The 25,273-nt window shown below is 70.2% G+C and carries 20 protein-coding genes; 8 read left to right on the plus strand and 12 right to left on the minus strand.

What is annotated here, in order from left to right; all coding sequences use genetic code 11:
* Nucleotides 1-4 precede the first annotated feature (4 nt).
* Both galE and galT read right to left on the minus strand, forming a co-directional pair.
* Nucleotides 5-958, minus strand: coding sequence for a UDP-glucose 4-epimerase GalE (gene galE, locus AC068B_RS16855; protein WP_478672276.1), 954 nt, complete (start codon nt 956-958; stop codon nt 5-7).
* Complete coding sequence (gene galT / locus AC068B_RS16860; protein WP_478672278.1) at nt 955-2,028, minus strand: galactose-1-phosphate uridylyltransferase; 1,074 nt, start codon at nt 2,026-2,028, stop codon at nt 955-957. Before galT ends, galE begins: the two co-directional genes overlap by 4 nt.
* A 223-nt stretch (nt 2,029-2,251) precedes the next feature.
* Between galT and AC068B_RS16865 the strand changes: the two genes are divergently transcribed.
* The gene (locus AC068B_RS16865) at nt 2,252-3,937 is read left to right on the plus strand and encodes a sodium:solute symporter family protein (protein WP_468563491.1); all 1,686 of its coding nucleotides are present in this window, start codon (nt 2,252-2,254) and stop codon (nt 3,935-3,937) included.
* Between the two features lie 21 nt (nt 3,938-3,958).
* Nucleotides 3,959-4,255 (plus strand): hypothetical protein, encoded by a 297-nt coding sequence (locus AC068B_RS16870; RefSeq protein WP_478672279.1) that lies wholly within the window; start codon nt 3,959-3,961, stop codon nt 4,253-4,255.
* A 30-nt stretch (nt 4,256-4,285) separates the two neighbouring features.
* Here AC068B_RS16870 and AC068B_RS16875 read toward each other — a convergent pair whose 3' ends face one another.
* The 10 genes from AC068B_RS16875 to rsmI all read right to left on the minus strand — a co-directional run bounded on the left by AC068B_RS16875 (nt 4,286) and on the right by rsmI (nt 16,860).
* The gene (locus AC068B_RS16875; RefSeq protein WP_478672280.1) at nt 4,286-5,026 is read right to left on the minus strand and encodes a helix-turn-helix transcriptional regulator; all 741 of its coding nucleotides are present in this window, start codon (nt 5,024-5,026) and stop codon (nt 4,286-4,288) included.
* Between the two features lie 233 nt (nt 5,027-5,259).
* The gene (locus AC068B_RS16880) at nt 5,260-7,161 is read right to left on the minus strand and encodes an outer membrane protein assembly factor BamB family protein (RefSeq protein WP_478672282.1); all 1,902 of its coding nucleotides are present in this window, start codon (nt 7,159-7,161) and stop codon (nt 5,260-5,262) included.
* A 57-nt stretch (nt 7,162-7,218) separates the two neighbouring features.
* Entirely contained in the window at nt 7,219-9,024 is a 1,806-nt protein-coding gene (locus AC068B_RS16885) for an outer membrane protein assembly factor BamB family protein (RefSeq protein ID WP_478672283.1), read from the minus strand.
* Between the two features lie 159 nt (nt 9,025-9,183).
* On the minus strand, nt 9,184-10,998 hold the full coding sequence (locus tag AC068B_RS16890; protein ID WP_356263156.1) for an ABC-F family ATP-binding cassette domain-containing protein: 1,815 nt from the start codon (nt 10,996-10,998) through the stop codon (nt 9,184-9,186).
* A 96-nt stretch (nt 10,999-11,094) separates the two neighbouring features.
* Nucleotides 11,095-11,982: a 4-(cytidine 5'-diphospho)-2-C-methyl-D-erythritol kinase gene (locus AC068B_RS16895; protein WP_478672285.1), complete on the minus strand. Its 888-nt coding sequence runs from the start codon at nt 11,980-11,982 to the stop codon at nt 11,095-11,097.
* Nucleotides 11,979-12,845, minus strand: a complete 867-nt coding sequence (gene rsmA / locus AC068B_RS16900) for a 16S rRNA (adenine(1518)-N(6)/adenine(1519)-N(6))-dimethyltransferase RsmA (protein WP_478672286.1) — start codon at nt 12,843-12,845, stop codon at nt 11,979-11,981. Before rsmA ends, AC068B_RS16895 begins: the two co-directional genes overlap by 4 nt.
* A 68-nt stretch (nt 12,846-12,913) precedes the next feature.
* Nucleotides 12,914-14,293 (minus strand): ubiquitin-like domain-containing protein, encoded by a 1,380-nt coding sequence (locus tag AC068B_RS16905; protein ID WP_478672288.1) that lies wholly within the window; start codon nt 14,291-14,293, stop codon nt 12,914-12,916.
* Between the two features lie 133 nt (nt 14,294-14,426).
* Nucleotides 14,427-15,302, minus strand: a complete 876-nt coding sequence (locus AC068B_RS16910) for a TatD family hydrolase (protein WP_478672289.1) — start codon at nt 15,300-15,302, stop codon at nt 14,427-14,429.
* 53 nt (nt 15,303-15,355) lie between these two features.
* Complete coding sequence (locus AC068B_RS16915; protein WP_468563507.1) at nt 15,356-15,787, minus strand: hypothetical protein; 432 nt, start codon at nt 15,785-15,787, stop codon at nt 15,356-15,358.
* 209 nt (nt 15,788-15,996) lie between these two features.
* A complete protein-coding gene (gene rsmI, locus AC068B_RS16920) occupies nt 15,997-16,860 on the minus strand; it encodes a 16S rRNA (cytidine(1402)-2'-O)-methyltransferase (protein WP_478672290.1) in 864 nt (287 codons plus the stop codon).
* Nucleotides 16,861-16,955: 95 nt separating this feature from the next.
* Between rsmI and AC068B_RS16925 the strand changes: the two genes are divergently transcribed.
* The 6 genes from AC068B_RS16925 to AC068B_RS16950 all read left to right on the plus strand — a co-directional run bounded on the left by AC068B_RS16925 (nt 16,956) and on the right by AC068B_RS16950 (nt 25,271).
* The gene (locus AC068B_RS16925) at nt 16,956-18,695 is read left to right on the plus strand and encodes a dolichyl-phosphate-mannose--protein mannosyltransferase (RefSeq protein ID WP_478672291.1); all 1,740 of its coding nucleotides are present in this window, start codon (nt 16,956-16,958) and stop codon (nt 18,693-18,695) included.
* Between the two features lie 171 nt (nt 18,696-18,866).
* A complete protein-coding gene (locus AC068B_RS16930; protein WP_478672292.1) occupies nt 18,867-20,498 on the plus strand; it encodes a penicillin-binding transpeptidase domain-containing protein in 1,632 nt (543 codons plus the stop codon).
* A gap of 117 nt (nt 20,499-20,615) precedes the next feature.
* Nucleotides 20,616-22,367, plus strand: coding sequence for a penicillin-binding transpeptidase domain-containing protein (locus tag AC068B_RS16935; RefSeq protein ID WP_478672293.1), 1,752 nt, complete (start codon nt 20,616-20,618; stop codon nt 22,365-22,367).
* Between the two features lie 137 nt (nt 22,368-22,504).
* The gene (locus AC068B_RS16940) at nt 22,505-23,083 is read left to right on the plus strand and encodes a YbaK/EbsC family protein (RefSeq protein WP_478672294.1); all 579 of its coding nucleotides are present in this window, start codon (nt 22,505-22,507) and stop codon (nt 23,081-23,083) included.
* Nucleotides 23,080-23,931, plus strand: coding sequence for a DMT family transporter (locus tag AC068B_RS16945; protein ID WP_478672295.1), 852 nt, complete (start codon nt 23,080-23,082; stop codon nt 23,929-23,931). Before AC068B_RS16940 ends, AC068B_RS16945 begins: the two co-directional genes overlap by 4 nt.
* Before the next feature lie 200 nt (nt 23,932-24,131).
* Entirely contained in the window at nt 24,132-25,271 is a 1,140-nt protein-coding gene (locus tag AC068B_RS16950) for an NUDIX hydrolase (protein WP_478672296.1), read from the plus strand.
* Nucleotides 25,272-25,273 lie beyond the last annotated feature (2 nt).

Below are 25,273 nucleotides of genomic sequence, written 5' to 3' on the forward strand. Positions count from 1 at the left end.
CCGGTCAGCGCTGGGCGAACGCCCATGCGTCGGCGACGATGCCCGCGAGGTCCGCGCGGGACGGATTCCAGCCGAGCCGGTCCCGTGCGGTGGCCGCGGACGCGACGAGGACCGCCGGGTCGCCGCCGCGTCGCGGGGCCATGACCTCGGGGATCGGGTGCCCGGTGACCTGGCGGACGGTCTCGATGACCTCGCGCACGGAGAAGCCGTTGCCGTTGCCGAGGTTGCAGATGAGGTGCTCACCGGGGGTGGCGGCCGCGACGGCGAGGAGGTGCGCCTCCGCGAGGTCGGCGACGTGGATGTAGTCGCGGACGCAGGTCCCGTCGGGGGTCGGGTAGTCGTCGCCGAAGACGCTGATCGCCTCGCGCCTGCCCTGCGCGACCTGGAGGACGAGCGGGATGAGGTGCGACTCGGGGTCGTGGCGCTCGCCGCAGTCGCCGTACGCGCCCGCGACGTTGAAGTAGCGCAGCGAGACGGCGGCCAGGCCGTGCGCGGCCGCCTCGCCGGTGATCATGTGGTCGACGGCGAGCTTGGAGGCGCCGTAGGGCGAGGTGGGCGCGGTGGGGTCGGTCTCCGTGATGGGGGTGTTCACGGGCTCGCCGTACGTCGCGGCCGTCGAGGAGAAGACGAGCCTGCGCACCTCGGCGTCGCGCATGGCGGCGAGCAGCGCCATGGTGCCGCCGACGTTGTTGTCCCAGTACTTCTCGGGCTTCACGACGGACTCGCCGACCTGCGAGAACGCGGCGAAGTGCAGCACGGCGTCGAAGGAGGAGTCCAGCCACTTGGCGGCATCGCGGATGTCGCCCTCGATGAACGAGGCGCCCGCGGGGACGCCTTCGCGGAAGCCGGTCGAGAGGTTGTCGAGGACCGTCACCTCGTGTCCGGCCTCGAGCAGATGCTGGGCCACCACACTTCCGACGTAGCCCGCACCACCGGTGACCAGGTACTTACCGCTCATGAACTCGCTACCTCTCGCAGTCGCTGGGCCGCGGCTTCCGGCGGCACGTCGTTGATGAACACGCTCATACCGGATTCGGAACCCGCGAGGAACTTCAGCTTGCCCGAAGTGCGGCGAATCGTGAAAAGTTCGAGATGGAGGGCGAATTCGTCGCGGTTGATCCCGTCATGTCCCTCCAGCGGCCCGAAGGGCGCCTGGTGCCATGCGGCGATGTAGGGGGTGCCCTGCGATGCGGACTCCGCCGATTCGCCGAAGATCCGGTCGAAGCGCCTCAAGAGTTCCAGATAGATCCGCGGAAACTCCGTGCGTGCCGCCTCGTCGAGCGCGAGCAGGTCGGGCACCCGGCGCTTGGGGTAGAGGTGCACCTCGTAGGGCCAGTGCGCGGCGTACGGCACGAAGGCGATCCAGTGCTCGCCCTCAAGGACGACCCGCTCCCCCTCGCTCTCCCGGGCGACGACGTCGTCGAACAGGTTCTGGCCGCCCGACGCCTCCTTGAACTCGGCGAGCGAGCGGAGCATCAGGTTCGTGCGCGGGGTGACGAAGGGGTACGCGTAGATCTGCCCGTGCGGGTGGCCGAGGGTCACGCCGATCTCGGCGCCGCGGTTCTCGAAGCAGAACACCTGCGCCACGGAGGGCAGGTGGGAGAGCTCGGCGGTCCGGTCGGTCCAGGCCTCCAGGACGAGCGCGGCCCGCTCGGGGGTGAGGTCCGCGAAGGACGCGGCGTGGTCGGAGGTGAAGCAGACGACCTCGCAGCGGCCCGCGTCGCCCGCGAGCGAGGGGAAGCGGTTCTCGAAGACCACGACGTCGTACGAGGAGTCGGGGATCTCGCTGAGCCGGTCACCGGCCGAGGGGCACAGGGGGCACTCGTCGGCCGGCGGGTGGTAGGTGCGTCCCTGGCGGTGCGAGGCGATGGCCACGGAGTCACCCAGGAGGGGGTCCTTGCGGACTTCCGACGTCGTCGAGACGGGCCCGAGCGGGCGCCGGTCGACGGCGTCGCGCACGGTGTCGTCGCGCACGTCGTAGTAGATGAGCTCACGACCGTCGGCGAGACGGGTCGAGGTCTTCTTCACGTCCGGGGCTCCTCACCACCCATCCAACAGAACCAAACATAACAAACCACAAGCCAACAGCTCCGTCAATGCCCGCGAGCGTGCCGCGAGCTCTGGTCTCCACCCGGTCTCCACCGGAGAGCTCGATCACAATCAAACAAAGAACACCAACAGAACTGTTCAGTTATTGAAGCGAGGGGCGTAGGTTCCCGTCTGATCCGTTCGCGCAACGAAGCGAGTTCACATGCAGTCCCCCACTACAACCCTGGCCGAGGGGCTTCGGCTGCCCACCAACGGCCTCGACTACGCGATCCTGGCGATCTACTTCGCCGTGGTCCTCGGCATCGGCTTCGCCGCCCGGCGCTCCGTGAAGACGAGCCTCGACTTCTTCCTCTCGGGCCGCTCGCTGCCCGCCTGGGTCACCGGTCTCGCCTTCGTCGCCGCGAACCTGGGCGCCACCGAGATCCTGGGCATGGCCGCGACCGGCGCGCAGTACGGCGTCGCGGTCGTCCACTGGTACTGGATCGGCGCCATCCCGGCCATGGTCTTCCTCGGCCTGGTCATGATGCCGTTCTACTACCGCAGCAAGGTCCGTTCCGTCCCCGAGTTCCTGCTCCAGCGCTTCGACAAGTCGGCGCACGTGCTCAGCTCGGCGCTCTTCGCCTTCGCGGCGATCCTCATCGCGGGCGTGAACCTCTACGCCCTCTCGATCGTCGTCGAGGCGCTGCTCGGCTGGCCGCAGTGGGTGGCGATCGTCGTCGCCGGACTCTTCGTGCTCGCGTACATCACGATCGGCGGCCTGTCCTCGGCGATCTACAACGAGGTCCTGCAGTTCTTCGTGATCCTCGCGGCGCTGATCCCGATCTGCGTCATCGGCCTGAAGAAGGTCGGCGGCTGGGACGGGCTCACCGGCTCGATCGAGAAGCAGCACGGCGAGAACTTCATGACCGCCTGGGGCGGCACCGGCATCGGTGACGCCAACCCGCTCGGCGCCAACTGGCTGACGATCATCCTCGGCCTGGGCTTCGTGCTCTCCTTCGGCTACTGGACGACGAACTTCGCCGAGGTCCAGCGCGCGCTCTCCGCGAAGAACCTCTCGGCCGCCCAGCGCACCCCGCTGATCGCCGCCTTCCCGAAGATCTTCATCGTCTTCCTGGTGATGATCCCGGGTCTGGTCGCCGCCGTCCTCGTCCCGAAGATCGGCACGGCGGGCTCCGATCTGACGTACAACGACGCGATCCCGTATCTGATGCAGGAGTTGCTGCCCAACGGTGTGCTCGGCATCGCGGTCACCGGTCTGCTCGCCGCCTTCATGGCGGGCATGGCGGCGAACGTCTCGTCCTTCAACACCGTGTTCACGTACGACATCTGGGCGCGGTACGTGGTCAAGGACCGCGAGGACGGCTACTACCTGAACTTCGGACGGCTGATCACCGCGATCGGCGTGCTCGCCTCGGTCGGCACGGCGTTCATCGCCTCCTCGTTCTCGAACATCATGGGGTACCTGCAGACCCTCTTCTCCTTCTTCAACGTCCCGATGTTCGTGGTCTTCATCATCGGCATGTTCTGGAAGCGGGCCTCGATGAAGTCCGGCGTGTGGGGCCTGCTCGCGGGCACCTCCGCCGCGATGGTCAACTACTTCTGGATCTACAAGCAGGGCGTCATCGACATCCCGACCGACCAGGGCGCCAACTTCGTCTCGGCGATCGTCGGCTTCGTCGCCGGTGCCGTCGTGATGGTCGTCGTCACGCTCTTCACCGCGCCCAAGCCCGAGGCCGAACTGGCCGGACTGGTCTACGGGACGGCCTCGCCGGGCCTGGAGGACGACGGGGCGGAAGAGGGCGACGACGCCTGGTACCGCAAGCCCGCCCTGCTCGGCTGGGGTGCCATCGTGCTCGCCGCGGCCTGCTACCTGCCGTACTCGCTCTAGACCGATCGGAGGACCGAAGACATGTCCGACCAGCACAACTCCGACCTGCACAACGAAGTCTCCGAGCTGGAGCGCAAGTCCGCGACGGCCGCGCGCCTCTTCGACATCCGGCGCATCATCGGCGGCCTGTTCGTCGTCTACGGAATCATCGTGACGATCGCCGGGATCACCGCGTCCGACGCCGACCTGAAGAAGGCCGAGGACATCAACATCAACCTGTGGACGGGCCTCGCGATGCTCGCCCTCGGGCTCTTCTTCCTGGGCTGGCTCTGGCTGCGCCCGGCGGTGACGCCCGCCGAGGAACCGGCGGACGACTGACCCGCGGACGAACGGCGACGGGGTCCGGGCTCACTGCGGTGGCTCGGGCCCCGTCGTCATGTCCGCGCCCCCTGCGGCGTTCGCATGGTGCGCATAGGCCGACGCGGGCCGCTCGGCACGCTCCAGGAGACCCGTGCGCGCGGCGAGGGCGGCCGCCTCAAGACGTGACCCGACGCCCAGCTTCATCAGCACCCGCTGCACATGCGTGCGCGCGGTGCTCGGGGCTATCCCCATCCCCGCGGCGATCAGCCGGGTGTCCTCGCCGTCGGCGACCCGCACGAGCACCTCGACCTCGCGCGGCGTGAGCATCTGCAGCAGCCGCTGGCCCTCGTCGTCGGGCTGCGCGGCCGGATTGAGCAGTTCACTGAAGGCACCCTGCAGCAGCTGGGGCGCGACGGCGGCCTCCCCGGCCCGCGCCTTCATGATGGCGCGCTCCACTCCTTCTATGCGCTCGTCATGGCGTACGTAACCGGAGGCGCCGGAGGCGAAGGCCGCGGCGATCCCGCGCGGGCTCGGCACCGGGCCGAGCACCACGACCGCCACCTGCGGACGCTCCCGCTTGATCTTCACCACCGGGTCGAACATGCCAGGTTCGGCCGGTGTGGCCGTCCCCAGGAGGCAGACCTCCGGAGCCCTGCTGATGACCAGTTCCGCCGCGCCCGCGGCGGGCGCGGCGGCGGCGAGCACCCGGTGCCCGCGCAGTTTCAGTGCCGAGGCGAGTGCCTCGGCGAGCAGTCGGTGATCGTCGACCACCATGAGCCGCACACCCATAGCAACCCCCCAGTTCCCCGCGGGCCCCCCGACCCTTCATCCCCCGGAAGCTACACGCTTGTTCGAGGTTACGCGCCCCCTCCCGGTCAGAAGCGGCACGGAATGCCGAAATCCGAGCCATTCAGGGGGCGTTGGGAACGGTCGGGTGGTACGCGAACGGCGGCGGCCGCCCCCCGTTGCGCGAGGGGGCGCCCGCCGCCGTTCATGGCGCCGCGGAGCACACGGTTCCGGCGCTACTTCGCCAGGAAGCCGATCGCCACGTACTCCTTGTCGTCCTCCGTGAAGGGCTTGCTGAGCAGCTTCTTGCCCAGGAACAAGTGCCCGTTGCCGTAGAGGAGTTCGTTCGACTTGGGGACCATGCCGCTGATCGCCTCGGTGACCGACTCGGTCCCCGGGGTCTCCAGGAGCTTGGTCTCCTTCATCGTCTTGCCGTCGAGCGAGACGACCTGGGCGCCCTGCTTGTAGCTGTGCGCCTTGTACGCGAGGACGTTGCCGCCGTCCATGCGGATCGGGAAGATCTCGCCGTTCTCACCGGCGTCCGCGCGGTCGCTGGTGGGCTTGCCGGTGGCCAGCGAGAAGGACACGATCTCGTTGGTGCGGTTGTAGCTGTCGCCGCTGCCGTCGTGCGGACGCGTCGGGACGTAGAGCCGGTCGTTGCCGACCGCGATCGCCTTGCAGGCGTTGACCATGTTCACGCCGCAGTCATGGTCGTACTTCCCGTCCTCCAGGGAGATCTTCGCGCGCAGCTTGCCGTTGCTGCCCAGCGAGAAGACGTCCGTTACGCCGGAGGCCGTGATCTTCGTGGTGTCCTGGCCGAAGACGACCGGGTTCGTCGAGATGATCTTCGCGTTGTCGATGCCGGGGGCGATCGGGTACGTCCACTTGTCGTCGCCGGTCTTCGGGTCGAGGAGCTGGACCTTCAGCGTCTCGTCGCCGTACGTGCCGCACTTGCGGACCGCGACCAGCTGGTCGCCACCGGCGTAGCCGACGTCCTTGCACTTGCCGACCTTCGGCGCCCATAGGGACTTGCCCGTGACGTCCCAGGCGGCGCCGCCGCTGGAGGTGCCCGCGCCCGCGGCGATCGTGGTGCCCGAGATGGTGACTTCCTTGAACGTCGCCTTCATGCCGTTGGTCTCGGCACTCTCGGTCCACAGCTTCTTGCCGGACTTCAGGTCGACCGCGGAGACGTTGCTGCAGTCCTCGTAGTCGCCCTTCTTGTTCCGCTTGGCCTCTTCGGTGACGATCGCGACGATGCCGTCATCGGTGACCTCGGGCGACATCGCGCAGGCCATGCCGGAGAGCGGGATCGTCCACTTCTTCTTGCCGGTGTCCGGGTCGTAGCCGTTCAGCTCGTTGACGCCCGCCTTGGCGTAGACGTCATCGGTGAGCGCGGATCCGGTGGCGTTCCAGATCTGGTCCTTGGGGACCTTGGGCTGCGGGAGCTGCATGAGCACCTTGGCCGAGGCGTCGGCGGGGGCCTTCTCCTTGGCCGGGCCCTGCTCGGGCAGGGCGTTGCCGCCCTCCTTGCCCTTCTCGCCCTTGCCGCCCTTGCCGTTCTTGCCGCCGGACTCCTGCGCGGTGTTCTTGGAGTCGTCGTCCTTCGTCGAGGCGTAGAAGACACCGCCGCCGACGATCAGCGCGATCGCGGCGACCGCCGCGATGATGATCGTCGTCTGGCTGCTGATCTTCTTGCCGCCACCGCCGGAGCCGGAGTCACCGGGCTGCGGCTGCATCGGCATGGTGGGCGGCTGCTGGTAGCCCTGCTGCTGGTACTGCTGCGGGTACCCCTGCTGCTGGTAGCCCTGCTGGTACTGCGGCTGGGCGGGCTGGGTCGGGTAGCCGTAGCTCTGCGGGGCCTGCGGCGCCTGGGGTGCCGGGGGCGTCTGCGGGTAGCCGTAGTTGGGCTGACCGGCCGGGGGCGCCGGAGGTGCCGCGGGGGGCGGGGTCTGCGGGGGCTGGCCGGGGGGCGTCGGCGGGGCCGCGGGGGGCGCCGCGGGCGGCGGCGTCTGCGGGTAGCCGTACGACGGGTCGGGGGCCTTGCCAAAGCCGACGGGCGGAGGGTCCTGCGGGGCGCCGAATCCGCCCTGCGGGGGCTCGTTCGGTGGCTGCTGGGGTGGCTGGGGAGGCTGGGTCATGACGTCGTCAATTCCTTGGGACGAGAGCGGTCGAGCGAATGACTGGGTGGGGGCGCGTCACTTGCCGTAGGCGAGCATCAGCTTCGCCTGCGTGGTCGTGCGCATGATGTTGGTGGTCGAGATGTAGAAGCGACCGTCCACGTAGTCGACGTCCTTCGAGTAGAAGCCGCTCTCGATCCGCGACGTGCCCTTGGGGTGCTGCAGAAGGGTCTTGGGCTGGTGCGAACCGGACGTCGCGATGGAGACCACGCGGCCGCCGGAGTCGTACGACGGCTTGACGTACGCGATCAGCGAGCCGTCCTCAAGCTTCAGCGGAAGCATCGTTTCGTCCATCGGCGACTTGACCCGCCAGGCCTCCTTGCCGGTGGCCAGACTGAACGCGACGATCTCGTTGGCGCCGCTCTTCTTGTCGGTCGGCAGGTAGAGGTACTGGGCGTCCGTCGTCACGCCCAGGCAGCCCGCCAGCTCACGGCCGAGGATCGCGGAGTCGCACTCCGGCGCGTAGTTCTCGTCGGTGATGACCTCGGAACGGGTCTCGTCGCTGTTCTCCTTCAGCACCGAGACGTTCCACTTCTTCTTGCTCTCATTGGTGAGGTAGACGACCGTGGGACTGACCGAGTAGACCTTCTCGACCCGCCAGCCCTTGGGGAACTTCTTGGTCCACAGGGCGCGCCCGGTCTTCGGGTCGAGCTGCTGGAGCTCGTCGTGCTCGGTGGGCGTGCTCGCGCCGCAGGACAGGGCCATGATCAGCTTCTTGCCACCGGCGAAGCCGTTGGGGAAGCAGGTGCCCTCTTCCTTCTTCTTCGCGACGTAGAGCTTCTTGCCGTCGCTCATCCGCAGCGCCGTGCCGGACTGGTCGCGGCCGACCATCAGCACGTCGCCGACGAGCTCCAGGTTGGAGGAGAGGGAGGAGTCGAACAGCCCCTCGTTCTTGACCGGCTTGCCCCAGCCCTTGTCACCGGTCTTCAGGTCGACGACCTGCATCTGGTTGCACTCGGCGCCGCTCTGCGAGCCGCTCTTGTACGCGACGACGATCTTGCCGTCATCGGTGGCCGTCTCGGTCGCGGCGCAGATCTTCTCCGGGAACTCGATGGCCTTCCAAGCGGTCCTGCCGGTCTGCACGTTGTAGGCGAGGAGCTGCTTGTACGCGGCCTTGACCACGATGTCGCCCTGGATCCACATGCCCGGGGCGTCGCCGCCGGAGCCGGGCACCTTGGGCGCTTCCTTGTACCAGAGGACCTTCGCCTCACCGGCCTTGCGGCCCGCGTTGAGGTTCTCCTTGCCCTCGTGGCCGTCGCCGCTGCCGTTGCCCGGGTTGACCGGGGCGGAGGCGGTGGGCTTCGGGTCCTTGTTCTTCGCCTCGGGCTTCTTCTCGCCGCCGTCGTCACCGCTGACGACGGCATACGTGACACCGCCCGCGACGAGCAGCGCGGCCACGGCCGCGGCGACGATCACCACGAGCTTGTTGCGCTTGCCGTTGCCGCCGCCGGGCGGGGTGCCGGGGCCGGGGAACTGCGGCTGCGTCGGCGCCTGCGGATATCCGTACTGCGGCTGGTTGCCGTACGGACCGGGCTGCGTCGGCTGGTCGTAGGGGCCGGGCTGCTGGGGCTGGCCGTAGGGGCCCGGCTGCTGCGGCTGGCCGTAGGGGCCCTGCTGCGTCGGCTGGCCGTACGGGCCCGGCTGCTGGGGATAGCCGTAACCCGGCTGGGGCTGCTGCGGGTAGCCGTATCCCGGCTGGGGCTGCTGCGGCGGCTGGCCCGGTGGCTGTGGTGGCTGACCGGGTGGCTGCTGCGCACCTGCCTGGCCTGGATCCTGCGGTGCTCCGAAACCGCCGGACGACGGCTGGTTGGGCGGCTGAGTCATCAGCGCTCCCCCCTTCACTGATTTTTCGGCACGCCAAAGGGTGCTTTCAGGTCAGCCTTTCTATCACCTTGCACCCGTACCACACGGGGCCGGTCCTGCCCCTGTGCCCAAGGGAGGACCGGCCCGTGATGCGTCCGTTACGCGAGCTCCACGGGAGCTCTACGCGTCCTCCGCCAGCTCCAACCAGCGCATTTCCAACTCGTCGCGCTCGCCGATCAGTTCACGGAGCTCGGCGTCCAGTTTGGCGACCTTCGCGAAGTCCGTGGCGTTGTCGGCGATTTGTGCGTGGAGCTTGGTCTCCTTTTCAGAGACCTTGTCCAGCTGCCGCTCGATCTTCTGCAGTTCCTTTTTGGCCGCGCGGGCGTCCGCGGAGGAGACCGTCTTCGCCGCCGCGGACTGCGCGGGGGCGGCCGCGGGAGCCGACGGGGCCGCGGCCGCCGCCATCCGCTTCCTGCGCTCCAGGTACTCGTCGATGCCGCGCGGCAGCATCCGCATCGTGGCGTCACCCAGAAGCGCGAACACCTTGTCCGTCGTCCGCTCGACGAAGAACCGGTCGTGGGAGATCACGACCATGGAGCCCGGCCACCCGTCGAGCACGTCCTCCAGCTGCGTCAGGGTCTCGATGTCGAGGTCGTTGGTGGGCTCGTCGAGGAAGAGGACGTTCGGCTCGTCCATCAGGAGGCGAAGCAGCTGCAGCCTGCGCCGCTCGCCGCCGGAGAGGTCGCCGACCGGCGTCCACTGCTTCTCCTTGTTGAACCCGAACGTCTCGCAGAGCTGCCCCGCCGTCATCTCCCTGCCCTTGCCCAGGTCGACGCGCTCGCGGATCTGCTGCACGGCTTCGAGGACCCGCAGCGTCGGCCGCAGCTCGGCGACCTCCTGCGAGAGGTAGGCCAGCTTCACCGTCTTGCCGACGACGACCTTGCCGTCCGCGGGCTGCACGTCGCCCTCGCTGCGGGCGGCCTCCGCCATGGCGCGCAGGAGCGAGGTCTTGCCCGCGCCGTTCACGCCGACCAGGCCGATGCGGTCGCCGGGGCCGAGCTGCCAGGTCAGGTGCTTCAGGAGCAGCTTGGGCCCGGCCTGGACGGTGACGTCCTCCAGGTCGAACACGGTCTTGCCGAGCCGCGTCGTCGCGAACTTCATCAGCTCGCTGGTGTCCCGCGGCGGCGGCACGTCCGCGATCAGTTCGTTCGCCGCCTCGATGCGGAACTTCGGCTTGCTGGTGCGGGCCGGGGCGCCGCGGCGCAGCCAGGCCAGCTCCTTGCGCATCAGGTTCTGCCGCTTGGTCTCCTCGGTGGCGGCGATGCGCTCACGCTCCGCGCGCGCGAAGACGTAGTCGGAGTACCCGCCCTCGTACTCGAAGACGGAACCCCGCTGCACGTCCCACATGCGGGTGCAGACCTGGTCGAGGAACCAGCGGTCGTGCGTCACGCAGACGAGCGCCGAGCGCCGCGTCCGCAGGTGCTCGGCCAGCCACGAGATGCCCTCGACGTCGAGGTGGTTGGTCGGCTCGTCGAGCACGATCAGGTCCGGCTCTGCGATGAGCAGCTTCGCGAGCGCGATGCGCCGCCGCTCGCCGCCGGAGAGCGGGCCGATGACGGTGTCGAGCCCCTGCGGGAAGCCCGGCATGTCGAGCCCGCCGAAGAGCCCGGTCAGCACGTCCCTGATCTTGGCGCTGCCCGCCCACTCGTGGTCGGCCATGTCGCCGATGACCTCGTGCCGGACGGTGGCGGCCGGGTCGAGGGAGTCGTGCTGCGTCAGCACGCCGAGCCGCAGCCCGCCGTTGTGCGTGACGCGGCCGGTGTCCGCGTCCTCCAGCTTGGCGAGCATCCGGATCAGGGTCGTCTTCCCGTCGCCGTTGCGCCCCACGACGCCGATCCGGTCCCCCTCGGACACACCGAGCGAGACACCGTCGAGCAGGGCACGGGTCCCGTACACCTTGCTGACTGCCTCGACATTGACCAGATTGACGGCCATTTCACTCCTGACAGGGGGGACGATCGACTTTCCAGCGTAGCCGCGACCGCCGCAGGTACCGGTGCCGGTGTCCAGGGCCTGTCCGGCGGACAGGGCCTAGAGCAGCATCGCGCCAGGCGCGGGCGACTGGGCGACGCGTGCCGTGCGGCAGGTGCCGGACGTCCGCAGCGCGTCCGCCACCCGCTCCGCGGAGTCGAGGTCCCGGGCGAGGAACGCCGTGGTCGGGCCCGATCCGGAGACCAGCGCGGCGAGGGCGCCCGCCGCCGTGCCCGCCGCGAGGGTGTCGCGCAGGGAGGGGAAGAGGGAGAGGGCCGCGGGCTGCAGGTCGTTGCCGACCGTGGCGGCGAGGGCGTCGACGTCGCCGTCGCGCAGGGCGGCGATCAGGGCGGGCGAGGCCTCGGGGGTGGGCGCGGCCGGGGTGAGCCGGTCGAACTCGCGGTACACGGCGGGCGTGGAGAGGCCGCCGTCGGCGACGGCGAACACCCAGAAGAAGGCGCCTCCGACCTCCAGCACCTCCAGCTTCTCTCCGCGCCCGGTGCCGAGCGCGGCGCCTCCCAGCAGGCTGAACGGCACGTCACTGCCCAGCTCGGCGCAGATGTCGTTCAGTTCCCCGTAACTGGCCCCGGTCCCCCACAGCGCGTCGCACGCCACGAGCGCGCCCGCGGCGTCCGCGCTGCCGCCCGCCATGCCACCGGCGACGGGAATGTCCTTGGCGATGTGCAGGTGCACGTCGGGGGCGATCCCGTGCCGGGCGGCCAGCAGCTCCGCGGCCCTGGCGGCCAGGTTCGTCCGGTCCAGGGGCACTTGGTCGGCGCCGGGCCCCTCGCAGGTCACCCGCAGCTCGTCGGCGGCCGTGACGGTGACCTCGTCGTAGAGCCCGACGGCGAGGAAGACGTTGGCGAGGTCGTGGAAGCCGTCGGGGCGCGCGGCGCCCACCGCGAGCTGGACGTTGACCTTCGCGGGGACCCGTACCGTCACGCTCACGCCCCGGCCTCCTTGTGCTCCGCGATCCGCGCGAACTCCTCCACGGTGAGCGCCTCGCCGCGCGCCTGCGGCGAGACCCCCGCGGCGACCAGCGCGGCCTCCGCGGCGGCGGCGGACCCGGCCCATCCGGCGAGGGCGGCCCGCAGCGTCTTCCTGCGCTGCGCGAAGGCGGCGTCGACGACGGCGAAGACCTCGCGCTTGGAGGCGCTGGTCCTGACCGGCTCGGCGCGCCGCACCAGGGAGACGAGCCCGGAGTCGACGTTGGGCGCGGGCCAGAAGACGTTGCGCCCGATGGACCCGGCGCGCTTCACGTCCGCGTACCAGTTGGCCTTCACGGACGGCACCCCGTACACCCGCGAGCCCGGTCCCGCGGCGAGCCGGTCGGCGACCTCGGCCTGCACCATCACCAGGGTGCGCTCGATGGTCGGGAAGGTGTCGAGCATGTGCAGCAGCACGGGCACGGCCACGTTGTACGGGAGGTTCGCGACCAGCGCGGTGGGCGCGGGGCCTGGCAGCTCGCCCACGAGCATGGCGTCGCTGTGCACGAGCCCGAAGGATCCCGTCTTCTGCGGGAGGCGGGCCTGCACGGTCGCGGGCAGCGCCCCGGCGAGCACGTCGTCGATCTCGACGGCGGTGACGTGGGCCGCGGTCTCCAGCAGGGCCAGGGTGAGGGACCCGAGGCCCGGGCCGACCTCGACGACGACGTCGTCCGGGCGGACCTCCGCGGTGCGGACGATGCGCCGTACGGTGTTGGCGTCGATGACGAAGTTCTGGCCGCGCTGCTTGGTCGGGCGTACGCCCAGGGCAGCGGCCAGCTCGCGGATGTCGGCGGGGCCGAGGAGGGCGCCGTGCTCAGTGCTCACCGCACCAGGTTACGGGGCCCGGCCTGCTGGCCCTGCCGGGTGCGGCTCCCGCGGGGCGGGGGCAGGGACTACAGGCGGCCGCCGCAGTGCGGCCACGGGCTCGCGCCGCGTTGCACGTACAGCTTCTTCGCCCGGAACGTCTGTTCCGCCGCCGGTGCGTTCTGCGGGCTGCCCGAGCCGCCGAGCGCCTGCCACGTCCTCGTGTCGAACTGGTAGAGGCCGCCGTACGTCCCCGACGGATCCACCGCCCCGGCCCGCCCGCCCGACTCGCAGTGCGCGAGCGAACCCCAGTTGAGGTCGTCCGCCCCGGCCACCGACATGGGCATCTGCTTCGTGCCGACCTTCACCACCCGCTTCTGCGGCTCCCGCACCACCTCGGCCCCGACGCGTCTCGGCTTCTGCTTGACGCCGTTCACCGTCCGCACCGTGTACGTGACCCGTCTGACGCCCGCCTGCCCGGCCTGCGCCACCACCTCCGTGCCGCGGAAGAGCGACGGGTCCTCGGTCTTCTCCACCTCGAACGGGATCTGCTCCTCCCGCACCTCTTTGGTGCCGGTGACCCGCATGACGGTCACCGTCTGGCCGTCGCGCGGGAAGCTCTCGGGGGCGACCGACGTCGTGTCCTGCCCGCGCAGCGTCACCCCGGACTCGGCGACCGCCTCCTGCACGGTCGCCGCGTTCGTGCGGATGGTCCGCTCCCGGCCGTCTGCCATGATCGTGACGGTGCGTTCCGTGCGGACGTCGAGCGCGAGCCCGTCCCGCCCGATGCGGCTGCTGCGCGACGCCGACAGGTGTGCGCCCTCCGCGCGCACCCCGAGCTGCTGCAGCGCCCCGTCCACCGTGCGCGCCGTGGTCCACACCCGGCGGCGCTCCCCGTCGAGGGTGAGGTGGACGGGCCTGCCGTAGCGGACGGCGATCTCGTCGCCGCTGGCCAGGGCGGTACTGGAGGTGGGCGCGACGATGTCGTGGTCGCCGACGGCCACGCCCTCGTCGGCGAGGAGTTCGCCGACGTCGTCCGCGAAGGTGTGCAGGGTGCGCGGCTTGCCGTCGACGATGAGCTGCACGGCCTTGTCGTTGGCGACGAACGCGGACGTGCCACCGGCGAGGAACGCCACGACGAGGGCCTGCGGCACCAGGCGCCGCATCGCGTCGTGCCGTTCGGGGGCCGCGGCCCCGCGCGAGGACTTCCTGCCGCGCCCGCCGCGCCGCGCCCCGGCCCGCCCGGGGGCGGGAATCTGCACGCGGTCCGGTTCGGGTTCGGGTTCAAGTTCTGGAGCCGGGTCCGGCCCCGGATCCGGTGCCTCGTAGGTGTACGGCACGTCCTGCCACGCGTCGTACGAGGGCTCGTACGGGGGCTCGTACGACGGGGGACTGTACCGCGGCTCGTACGCCGGGGCGTACGTCGTTTCGTACGCCGTCTCGTACGTCTCGTACTGCGAGTTGCTCACGATGACGCTCCAGGGGTCCGTACCGGGCGGACAGAACCTAGCGGAGCTCTCGTCACTCTCCAAAGCGGAACGGCTACGCTGTGTCGCCGCGTTGACCTGAGCTGCCCCCGTGCGGGGCTCGTGGCGTTATCGGTCAGTAAGCAAAGGCGCGCGCGGTGTTCGCGGAGACGGCCGTGGCCATGGCGTCCTCGTCGATGCCGCGAATTTCGGCCATGGCGCGCACCGTGACCGGAATGAGATACGGGGCGTTGGGCCGTCCGCGGTACGGGGCGGGCGTGAGGAACGGCGCGTCGGTCTCCACGAGGACCAGTTCGAGGGGGGCGACGGCCAGCGCGTCGCGCAGTCCCTGCGCGTTCTTGAAGGTGACGTTGCCCGCGAACGACATGAAATAGCCGTGCTCGGCGCAGATCTGGGCCATGGCGGCGTCGCCGGAGTAGCAGTGGAAGACGGTGCGCTCGGGGGCGCCCTCCTCCTTCAGGACGCGCAGCACATCGTCGTGGGCCTCGCGATCGTGGATGACGAGGGCCTTGCCGTGCCGCTTGGCGATCTCGATGTGCGCGCGGAACGACCGCTCCTGGGCCGCCATGCCCTCGGGCCCGGTGCGGAAGTAGTCGAGGCCGGTCTCGCCGACGCCGAGGACGTGCGGCAGGGCGGCGAGCCGGTCGATCTCGGCGAGCGCCTCGTCGAGGGCGGCGTCGCCGCCGGGCGCACGCTCGCCCTGCCGGGACCAGCCGTCGGGGTCGCCCAGGACGATGCGGGGCGCCTCGTTGGGGTGGAGGGCGACGGTGGCGTGCACGCTGTCGTGCGCGGCGGCGGTCTCGGCCGCCCACCGTGATCCGCGGACGTCGCACCCCACCTGGACGACCGTCGTCACGCCGACCGACGCGGCCTTGGCGAGGCCCTCCTCCACCGTGCCCGACTGCATGTCGAGGTGGGTGTGGGAGTCGGCGACCGCCACCCGGAGCGGTGCGGGCAGGGGCGGCGGCGCGTCGGCGTTCTTCGAAGGCATACCCCGATCCTACGAAGGAGCCCGCGGACCGCCCCCGAAACCCCCTGCCGCCCTCAGTGCTCCCTGCGGTGCTGGAAGGGGTGCAGCAGGTCGGACAGGTGCCAGTGGTGACGCTCCGGGCCGTCGCCGTCACCGCCCGGCTCGACCGCGTCCACGGGTCCGCCCTGCTTCCCCACGCCCTTGCCCACGCCACTGCCCGCGTGCTGCCGCCGCATCATGTCCAGCACCGACGACACCTGCCCGGCCCGCATGATCCGCACGACGTGGCCACCGCAGTTCAGACACGTGGGCCGGGTCAGCGGCGACGGCACGTGCGCGCCGTCCGCCAGATACATCACGAATTCCTGGCCCTTGACGTCCACGTGGTGCTCTATCTCGTAGGACTGTTCCCAGCCGTGCCCACACCGCATACAGGCGAAGGCGTACGACTCGTGAACGACGTTTGTCGCCGTGGTGGGGTGGCCGGTGTCTGCGATCTCACTCATGCCAGCTGCTCCTCTTGCCCGAGGGACAAGCACTGCCGGAGTCCGGGAAGGATCCCGGACCGGAAGCGTGGGGACGGGTGCGTCCCTTCAACCAGTGGACGCCTTTCCCGGAGCGAGCGCATCAGACCTGTCGAGCATTGGAGCCGTTTTGGCCTTTCCTTAGGAAAGAGGCCTGAAAAGAGCCTGGTGCGCGGCCCGCGCTTTGCTTTTCACGATAGTCCTTTGCCTGCCGATGGGGCGCCTCGATCCGCATTCTTTGCCGCCACGACGGCATCGAAGACGTCGCGTTTGGGAAGGCCCGCTTCAGCGGCCACCGCGGCGATCGCCTCCTTGCGTCGCTCGCCCGCCTCCTCGCGCACCCGCACCCTGCGCACCAGCTCCTCGGGGCCGAGATCCCCGGCGCTCTTCTCGGGCGCGCCCTCCACGACGACGGTGATCTCGCCACGTACGCCGTCGGCCGCCCACTCGGCGAGCTCCTTCAGCGAACCGCGCTTGACCTCCTCGTACGTCTTGGTCAGCTCGCGGCAGACCGCGGCCCTGCGCTCCTCGCCGAACGCCTCGGCCATGGCGACGAGCGTGTCGTCGATGCGGTGCGGCGCCTCGAAGTAGACGAGCGTCCTGCGGTCCTCCGCGACCTCCTTCAAGCGCGACAGCCGCTCGCCCGCCTTGCGCGGCAGGAAGCCCTCGAAGCAGAAGCGGTCCACGGGCAGCCCCGACAGGGCGAGGGCGGTCAGCACGGCGGACGGGCCGGGCACGGCCGTCACCCGCACGTCCCGCTCCACGGCGGCCGCGACCAGGCGGTAGCCGGGGTCGGAGACGGACGGCATCCCCGCGTCCGTCACCAGCAGCACGCGCGCGCCACCCACCAGCGCCTCGACCAGTTCGGGCGTGCGGGCGGTCTCGTTGCCCTCGAAGTACGAGACGACGCGCCCGCCCACCTGCACGCCGAGCGCCTGGGTGAGCCTGCGCAGCCGCCGCGTGTCCTCGGCGGCGACGACGTCGGCCGACGCCAGCTCGGCGGCGAGCCGCGGCGGCGCGTCGGCGACATCGCCGATGGGGGTGCCTGCCAACACAAGGGTTCCGGGGGAATCAGCGCTTCCTGTCACGGATCCATCCTCGCAGGGCCCACGGGCGGGACTCGCACAGTCAGGTTCCCTACGATGGCGCGGTGACCAGTACCGCGTCTTCCCCGGACACCCGTGAGGGCCAGGCAGCCGAGGAGCAGCAGCCCCCGTGGCAGCGGCGGCTGCGCCGATTCGGCCATGTGGAGCGGCCGAGAGAAGACGTCGGGGCGCGCCTCGTGCCCGCCTACACACGGCCCAGCCCCCGCCTGTGGATGACGCTCGGTCTGTCGAAGCGGGCCGCGGACCAGGTGGTCCGGCTGTCCGGCTGGGTCGGTCCGCTGCTGATCACGCTCGTCGCCGGGGTGACCCGCTTCTGGAACCTCGGCAATCCGAAGGCCGTGATATTCGACGAGACGTACTACGCGAAGGACGCCTGGGCGCTCATCCACCGCGGCTACGAGGTCAACTGGCCGGAGAAGATCAACGGCGACGTCCTGAAGCAGGGCGGCGACATCGCGATCCCGCACGACGCGTCGTACGTGGTGCATCCGCCGGTCGGCAAGTACGTGATCGGCGTCGGCGAATGGATGTTCGGCTTCGACCCGTTCGGCTGGCGGTTCATGACGGCGGTGCTCGGCACGCTGTCGGTGCTGATGCTCTGCCGGATCGGGCGGCGGCTCTTCCGCTCCACGTTCCTCGGGTGTCTGGCGGGCGCGCTGCTCGCGGTGGACGGCCTGCACTTCGTGATGAGCCGCACGGCGCTGCTCGACCAGGTCCTGATGTTCTTCGTGCTCGCCGCGTTCGGGTGCTTCCTGATCGACAGGGACAAGGCGCGGGCGCGGCTCGCGGCCGCCCTGCCCGTCGACGAGAACGGGCGCGTGCGCCCCGACGCGGACATCGCACAGACGCTGCGCCTGGGGTGGCGGCCGTGGCGGTGGGCGGCCGGGCTCTGCCTGGGGCTCGCCTTCGGCACGAAGTGGAACGGCCTGTACGTCATGGTCTTCCTCTGTCTGATGACCGTCTTCTGGGACGTGGGCGCGCGCCGGGTGGCCGGAGCGGTGCGGCCCTACCGCGCGGTGCTGCGGCGGGACGTGCTCCCGGCGTTCGTGTCGACGGTGCCGGTGGCCCTGGCCACGTACGTGGTGTCCTGGCTCGGCTGGATCCTCTCGCCCGCGGACGGCAGCGGCGGCTACTACCGCGACTGGGCGGCGACGGCGGGCAAGGGCGGCGGCTGGACCTGGCTGCCGGACTGGGTGCGCAGCCTGTGGCACTACGAGCACGCGGTGTACGAGTTCCACGTGGGCCTCTCCTCGCCGCACACCTACCAGTCCAACCCGTGGAGCTGGATCGTCGACGGCCGGCCCGTCTCGTACTTCTACGAGTCGCCGCTGCCCGGCAGGGACGGCTGCCCCTCGGACACCACGGAGAAGTGCGCCCGCGAGGTCCTCGCGCTCGGCACGCCGATGCTGTGGTGGGCGGCGGGCTTCGCGCTGCTGTACGTCCTGTGGCGGTGGGTGTTCCGCCGCGACTGGCGGGCGGGCGCGATCCTGTGCGGCGTCCTGGCGGGCTATCTGCCCTGGTTCTTCTACCAGGAGCGGACGATCTTCTACTTCTACGCGGTCGTCTTCGTGCCGTTCCTGTGTCTCGCGGTCGCGATGACGATCGGTGCGATGCTCGGGCCGCCGGGATCGAGCGAGCGGCGCCGGGTCGTGGGCGCGGCCGCGTCGGGCGTGCTGGTGCTCCTGATCATGTGGAATTTTATCTATTTCTGGCCGATCTACACGGGCACCGCGATCCCCATCGATTCCTGGCGCTCCCGCATGTGGCTGGATACGTGGGTGTAATCCACGTAGCGCAAAACACCCGGCGCAATGCACCCGGTGTAATACACATCTTGGACACCTTCGGATAACGACAGCCCCGTACATCACCCTCGTCCCCCCGGGCCCTTTAGGGTTCAGGGCGAACGACCTTCCCGAATACGTTCGGGAGGGCTCCTGGGGAGGGGGCGCATCGTGCGCAAAGGAGTAAAGGCAGCGCTGGTCGGCGGGGTCTTCACCGTCATGGTGGGGGGCGCCGGGTACGGCGCGTACAGCCTGGTGAGCGACGTGACCGAGGACAGCGGTTCGCCGGGGTCCGAGTCCGCCGAGGTGAAGACGGGGCCGCCCACGGACGACGAGGTCAAGGAGACGGCCGCGAAGTTCCTCGCGGCCTGGGCCGACGGCGACGCCCGGCAGGCCGCGGCGTACACGAACAACTCCACGGCGGCCGCGGCCGCGCTGACCGGGTTCCGCGAGGACGCACACCTGACGAAGGCGAAGCTCGCGCCGAAGAAGGCGTCGGGCGCCCGCGTGCCGTTCTCCGTGTCGGCGACGGTGTCGTACAAGGGGAAGAGCAAGCCCTTCGCGTACGACTCCCAGCTCACCGTCGTCCGCGGCAAGACCACCGGGCGCGCGCTCGTCGACTGGTCACCGGCCGTCGTCCATCCCACCCTGGAGAAGGGCGACACCCTCGTCACGGGCGAGGCGGCCACCCCGCCCATCCAGGCCGTGGACCGCGCGGACACCGTCCTGCGCAAGAAGGACTACCCCTCGCTCGCGCCTCTCCTGGACGCACTGCGCGAGAAGTACGGCGACAGCGCGGGCGGCAGGCCGGGCGTGGAGCTGTACGTCGAGCGCGCGAACGAGGACGCGGGCACCCGCACGCTGCTCACCCTCGCGAAGGGCAGGCCCGGCAAGCTGCGCACGACGCTCAGCGCGGGCACGCAGAAGGCCGCGGAGCAGGCGGTCCTGCGGAGCGACGAGTCCTCCGTGGTCGCGGTGAAGCCGAGCACCGGCGAGATCCTCGCGGTCGCCAACAACCGCAAGGACGCCTTCAACGCGGCGTTCCTCGGCAAGGTGGCGCCCGGCTCGACGATGAAGATCCTCTCGGCGGCGATGCTCATCGACAAGGGCGTGACCAAGGCGAGCGGCCCCGCCCCCTGCCCCGCCTCCGCGACCTGGCAGAGCCAGACCTTCAACAACCTCAAGGGCATGACGCCGAACGAGTCCGCGACGTTCTCGGAGGACTTCGCGCGCTCCTGCAACACCGCGTTCGTGAAGCTCATCGACGAGGACGGCATCTCGGACGCGTCCCTCACCGAGGAGGCACGGGACAACTTCGGCCTGGGCCAGGACGACTGGCAGGTCGGCGTGCCCTCCTTCGACGGCTCCGTCCCGGAGTCCGCTGGCCCCGACCGCGCGGCGAACGCCATCGGCCAGGGCCAGGTCCAGATGAGCCCGCTGAACATGGCGTCGGTCACGGCGACGGCGATGACGGGCACCTTCCGGCAGCCGGTGATCGTGCCCGCGTCCCTCGACGACCGCGACCTGGCCACCGCGCAGGGCCTGCGCGCCTCCACCGTCCAGCAGCTGCGCCAGATGATGAACCGCACGGCGGTCAGCGGCACCGGCGCACGCGTCATGGCCGGGCTCGGCAGCGACGTCGGCGCGAAGACCGGGTCGGCCGAGGTCGACGGCCAGGAGAAGTCGGACAGCTGGTTCACGGGATACCGGGGCGACGTCGCCGCGGCCGCGATGGCGCAGCGGGGCGGGCACGGCGGCGACTCGGCAGGGCCGATCGTGGCGGCGGTGCTGGGCGCAGGGTAATCGGTCCGAGTGTGCGTCGCCCGGCCGGGCGACGAAGTGGTCAAGGGCTTCTCCGTACGCCTCTAAGGTGGCCTTCCGGTGAGGAGCCGGGGGTTCTTGGGGAACTGCGGAGGGTTTGTGGGCAAGCGAAGGCGCGCCACGGAGCGCAAGAGTGTCGGCGTCGGCGTCGGGAACATGAAGGTGCACCCCGGTGTGCTCGGCGGGGCGGCTGCCGTGGTCGTGTGCGGCGTGGGGGCCGCCGCGTTCGCGCTGTCCGGCGGCTCGGGTTCCGGGGACGGTTCGAGCGTCGACGAGAAGCCGGTGGCCTCGGGCCCGCCGAAGCCCGCCGAAGTCCGCTCCACCGCGCGGGCGTTCCTGACCGCGTGGGCCGAGGGCGACGTGGCGCGGGCGGCCGCGCTCACGGACGACCCCACGGCGGCGAAGCAGGCCCTGACGTCCTACCGCAAGGACGCCCACCTCACGAAGCCCGTCCTGACGCCGGGCAAGCGCGCGGGCGCCGACATGCCCTTCAAGGCGGCGGCCACGGTCTCGTACGAGGGAAAGAGCAAGCCCCTCTCGTACGAGTCCGAACTCACCGTCGTACGCAGGAAGAGCGACGGCAAGACACTGGTGGGCTGGCAGCCCTCGGTGCTGCACCCGGAGCTGAAGCAGGGCGACCGACTGGTCACCGGCGAGGCGGGCGACCCGCCGATCAAGGCGGTGGACCGGGACGGGGCGGAGCTGACGGCGGCGAAGTACCCGTCGCTGGGCACGGTCCTCGACGGGCTGCGCGAGAAGTACGGCAAGAAGGCGGGCGGCAAGGCAGGCGTCGAGCTGCGGGTGGTCCGCGCGGACAGCGAGGAGAAGTCCGGTACCGCCGAGGCGAAGAAGAAGGACGACAAGGGCGGCAAGGGCGGCAAGGACGACGCGAAGTCGACGCCCGACAAGACGCTACTCACGCTCTCGCCCGGCACGCCGGGAACGCTGAAGACGACGTTCAGCGGTTCGCTCCAGTCGGCCGCCGAGCGTGAGACCACCAAGCGGCAGCGGGCGTCCGTGGTCGTCGTGAAGCCCAGCACGGGCGAGATCCTGGCCGCCGCCAACTCCAGACCCGGCGGCTTCAACACGGCGTTCCAGGGGTCCATCGCGCCCGGCTCCACGATGAAGGTCATCAGCTCGTCGATGCTCCTGGAGAAGAAGCTCGCCGGGGTCGACAAGAAGCACCCGTGCCCCAAGTACGAGACGTACGGCGGCTGGAAGTTCCAGAACGACGACAAGTTCCAGATCAAGAACGGCACGTTCCGGGCGAGCTTCGCGCGGTCTTGCAACACGGCTTTCATCAGCCAGGCCAAGAAGCTGGAGAACGACTCCCTCACCAAGCAGGCCCAGGAGGTCTTCGGCCTCGGCCGCGACAACTGGTCGATCGGCGTCTCGTCCTTCGACGGCGCGGTGCCGGTGCAGAGCGACGCCCAGATGGCGGCCTCGCTCATCGGGCAGGGCGGGGTGCGCATGAACCCCCTCAACATGGCGTCGGTCGCGGCGACGGTGAAGTCGGGCACGTTCAGGCAGCCCTATCTGGTCTCGCCGGACGTCGACGACCGCAAGCTGGCGACCGCGTCGCGCAAGATGTCGGGCTCGACGGCGTCGGCGCTGCGGGACCTGATGCACTACACGGCGGTCGCGGGCACGGCGGTCGAGCCGATGTCGGGCCTCGGCTCCGACATGGGCGCGAAGACCGGCTCGGCGGAGGTCGACGGCCAGAAGAAGCCCAACGGCTGGTTCACGGCGTACCGGGGCGACCTGGCGTCGGCGGCGGTCGTCCAGGAGGGCGGCCACGGCGGGGACTCGGCGGGGCCTGTGGTGCGGGCGATGTTGCGGGCGGGGGGCTGAGTCGTCCCGTCGCGGGGCCGGGGGCTGAGCTCACTCGGCGGACGATCACTCGGTGGACGGTCACTCGGTGGACGCCGCTGTCCGCTATGCGGATACATGGTCGCGTGTCCCGTACACGGACCGCTAGCGTGCCGGGCATGAGCGCTGAAGCACCTGGTGCGCCCGACGCACCCGCCGTACCCGCCGCACCCGAACCGTCATCGTCACCGTCCCCATCCGCGTCCCCGTCCCCCTCCGACGCCCACCCCCGATTCGCCGAGGCCCTGCTGGAACTGGGCCTCGGCGATCTGCTTCCCCGGGTCCGCCGCTTCCCGGAACAGACGCGCACCGCGGCGGAGGCGGCAGCGGCGATCGGCTGCGAGCTCAGCGAGATCTGCAAGTCGCTGATCTTCGCGGCGGACGGAGTCCCGGTCCTGGTGCTGATGGACGGTTCGTCGCGGGTGGACCTGGACCTCGTACGAGAGGAACTGGGTGCGGAGAAGGTGACCCGGGCCAGGGCGGACCTCGTCCGCGAGACCACCGGGTACGCGATCGGCGGCGTGCCGCCCTTCGGCCACGCCACGAGGACCCGCGTCCTCGCCGACCGCTCGCTCCTGGACCACGACGTGGTGTGGGCGGCGGCGGGCACGCCCTACGCGGTCTTCCCGATGGCCCCCAAGACGCTGATCGCCCACGCGGGCGGCACGCTGGTGGACGTGCGCGAGACCGCGAAGTGACCCCCCTGGTAGCGGCGGCGGTCCTGCTCGCCGCGGTCACGCACGCGTGCTGGAACGCGATAGCCCACCACATCACCGACAAGCTGGTCGGCTTCACCCTCATATCCGGCGGCGGCACGCTGATCGGCCTGCTCCTGGCCCCCTTCGTCCCGATCCCGGACGCGGCGGCCTGGCCCTACCTGATCCTCTCGGCGATCCTCCACGTCGGCTACTACGCCCTGCTCATGCGGTCGTTCAAGCTCGGCGACTTCGGCCAGGCCTACCCCATCGCGCGCGGCACGGCGCCCCTGGTCGTCACCGTCCTCGCGGCGCTCTTCGCGGGCGAGGTCCCGGACGGCTGGCAGGCGGCGGGCGTCGCCGTCTCGTGCGCGGGCCTGACGGGCCTCGCCCTGTGGGGCATCCGGGGCTCAGGCCGCCGCCCCGACTGGGCGGCGATCGGCGCGGCGCTCGCGACGGGCGTGTCCATCGCGGCGTACACGGTGGTGGACGGCCTCGGAGTACGGGCCTCCGGCTCCTCCATGGGCTACATCGCGTGGCTGATGATCATGGAGGGCATCGCGGTCCCGGTATACGCGGCGTACCGCTGGCGCGGCGAACTGATCCCCCGCCTCCGCCCGTTCGCCCTGGTCGGCCTCTCCGGCGCGGCCCTCTCGGTCTCCGCGTACGGCCTGGTCCTGTGGGCCCAGACGAGAGCGGACCTGGCCCCGATCTCCGCGCTGCGGGAGTCCTCGATCATCGTCGGCGCGGCGATCGGCGCGATCTTCTTCAAGGAACGGTTCGGGGCGCCTCGGTTGGTGGCGGCGGGGTTGATGGTGGCGGGGATCGGGTTGATGTTGCATGCGGGGTAGATCGTTTCTGACCGAACCACTCTCCAAGAGCCGACAGAAGCGGCTCAGTGTCGTTTCAGGCCGCGTCAACCGACCCCCGTTCTTTTCGTTCTGACACGTTGTCGACAAAACGGCTCCCACCTCGAACGACGCCCTAGTTCTTGTCAGAAAGGCACTATCGAGAGTTCAGCTCGGCGGCGTCCGACTGGCACAGTCCCGTTATGCGTACCCCCACCAAGGGCTCCGTCGCTCTCATCGGGAGCTTCCGGCAGCACTACCCCGAGGTCCTGGCGGCCGCCCGGATTTTTACGGAGGCCGGGCTGACCGTGGGAAGCCCGCCGATCTGCCGGATCGTCGACCGCGAGCGCGACTTCGTACGCTTCGAATCTGATCCTCCGGAAGCTTCGGATCAGGACCTCCAGGCGGCAACCCTGGAGAAGATCTTCGCCTCAGACCTGGTGTACGTCGTAAATCCCAACGGCTACATCGGCCGCACCACCGCCTACGAACTGGGGCGCATACACGAGCGCGGCATGGCCGTCTACTACGCGGAGCCGCCGGAGGATCTGCCCATCGCCATCCCGGAGGGAACAATTGTCAGTCCTAGCCGCTTGGTGGAAATCATCTCCGGGAGTGACCCGGGACCCGGTCCGGTCAGGCGACCACGGGTCGCGGCACAGCCAACGGCTGACATCGTGGTCTTCACGATCCGCTCGGAACAACTTCGCGTCCTACTCGTCCGGCGCGGCAAGAAGCCGTATCGCGGAATGCTCGCTCTGCCCGGCGGATTCGTCCGGCCGGGAGAGTCCCTGGAGGACACGGCGAAACGAGAGCTCCGGGAGGAGACCGGGCTGAGCGGCTCCCTGATTCGACTGGAACAACTGCACACGTACTCGCGCCCCAAGCGCGATCCCCGGGGTCGCATCATCTCGACCGCCTTTTTGGCGGTCATGCCGAATCCGCCGGAGGTGACCGGCGCAAGTGACGCCCGCGCGGCCGACTGGGTCGAGGTCGAGGACTCACTGTGGGGCCGCAACAGCAGCCTCGCCTTCGACCACGGCGAGATCCTGCGGCACGGACTCGAACGCACCCGGACCCACCTGGAGCACACCACCGCCGCCACCGCCTTCTGCGAGGACCTTTTCACCATCACTGACCTGCGCAAGGTCTACGAGGCCGTGTGGGGCTACGAACTAAACGCGGGGAACTTCCACCGCAAGGTCGTGGAGGAAACCGCGGGCTTCGTCGTCAGGACAGGCAAGGTGCGCCGGTCAGGGCCCGGGAAACCGCCCGCCCTGTTCCGCCGGGGCACGGCGGATCTGCTGCACCCGCCGATGGTGCGCGGCCGAAGGGCCCCTTAGGA

Source organism: Streptomyces sp. NPDC042371, from assembly GCF_056437465.1.

Excerpts from the sequence above, each read along its gene's own strand:
- AC068B_RS16940 (WP_478672294.1), top strand. The coding sequence starts at position 22,505 with ATGAGCGCTGAAGCACCTGGTGCGCCCGACGCACCCGCCGTACCCGCC.
- AC068B_RS16890 (WP_356263156.1), bottom strand. The coding sequence starts at position 10,998 with ATGGCCGTCAATCTGGTCAATGTCGAGGCAGTCAGCAAGGTGTACGGG.
- AC068B_RS16880 (WP_478672282.1), bottom strand. The coding sequence starts at position 7,161 with ATGACCCAGCCTCCCCAGCCACCCCAGCAGCCACCGAACGAGCCCCCG.
- AC068B_RS16865 (WP_468563491.1), top strand. The coding sequence starts at position 2,252 with ATGCAGTCCCCCACTACAACCCTGGCCGAGGGGCTTCGGCTGCCCACC.
- AC068B_RS16870 (WP_478672279.1), top strand. The coding sequence starts at position 3,959 with ATGTCCGACCAGCACAACTCCGACCTGCACAACGAAGTCTCCGAGCTG.
- AC068B_RS16950 (WP_478672296.1), top strand. The coding sequence starts at position 24,132 with ATGCGTACCCCCACCAAGGGCTCCGTCGCTCTCATCGGGAGCTTCCGG.
- AC068B_RS16875 (WP_478672280.1), bottom strand. The coding sequence starts at position 5,026 with ATGGGTGTGCGGCTCATGGTGGTCGACGATCACCGACTGCTCGCCGAG.
- AC068B_RS16915 (WP_468563507.1), bottom strand. The coding sequence starts at position 15,787 with ATGAGTGAGATCGCAGACACCGGCCACCCCACCACGGCGACAAACGTC.
- AC068B_RS16885 (WP_478672283.1), bottom strand. The coding sequence starts at position 9,024 with ATGACTCAGCCGCCCAACCAGCCGTCGTCCGGCGGTTTCGGAGCACCG.
- galE (WP_478672276.1), bottom strand. The coding sequence starts at position 958 with ATGAGCGGTAAGTACCTGGTCACCGGTGGTGCGGGCTACGTCGGAAGT.
- AC068B_RS16910 (WP_478672289.1), bottom strand. The coding sequence starts at position 15,302 with ATGCCTTCGAAGAACGCCGACGCGCCGCCGCCCCTGCCCGCACCGCTC.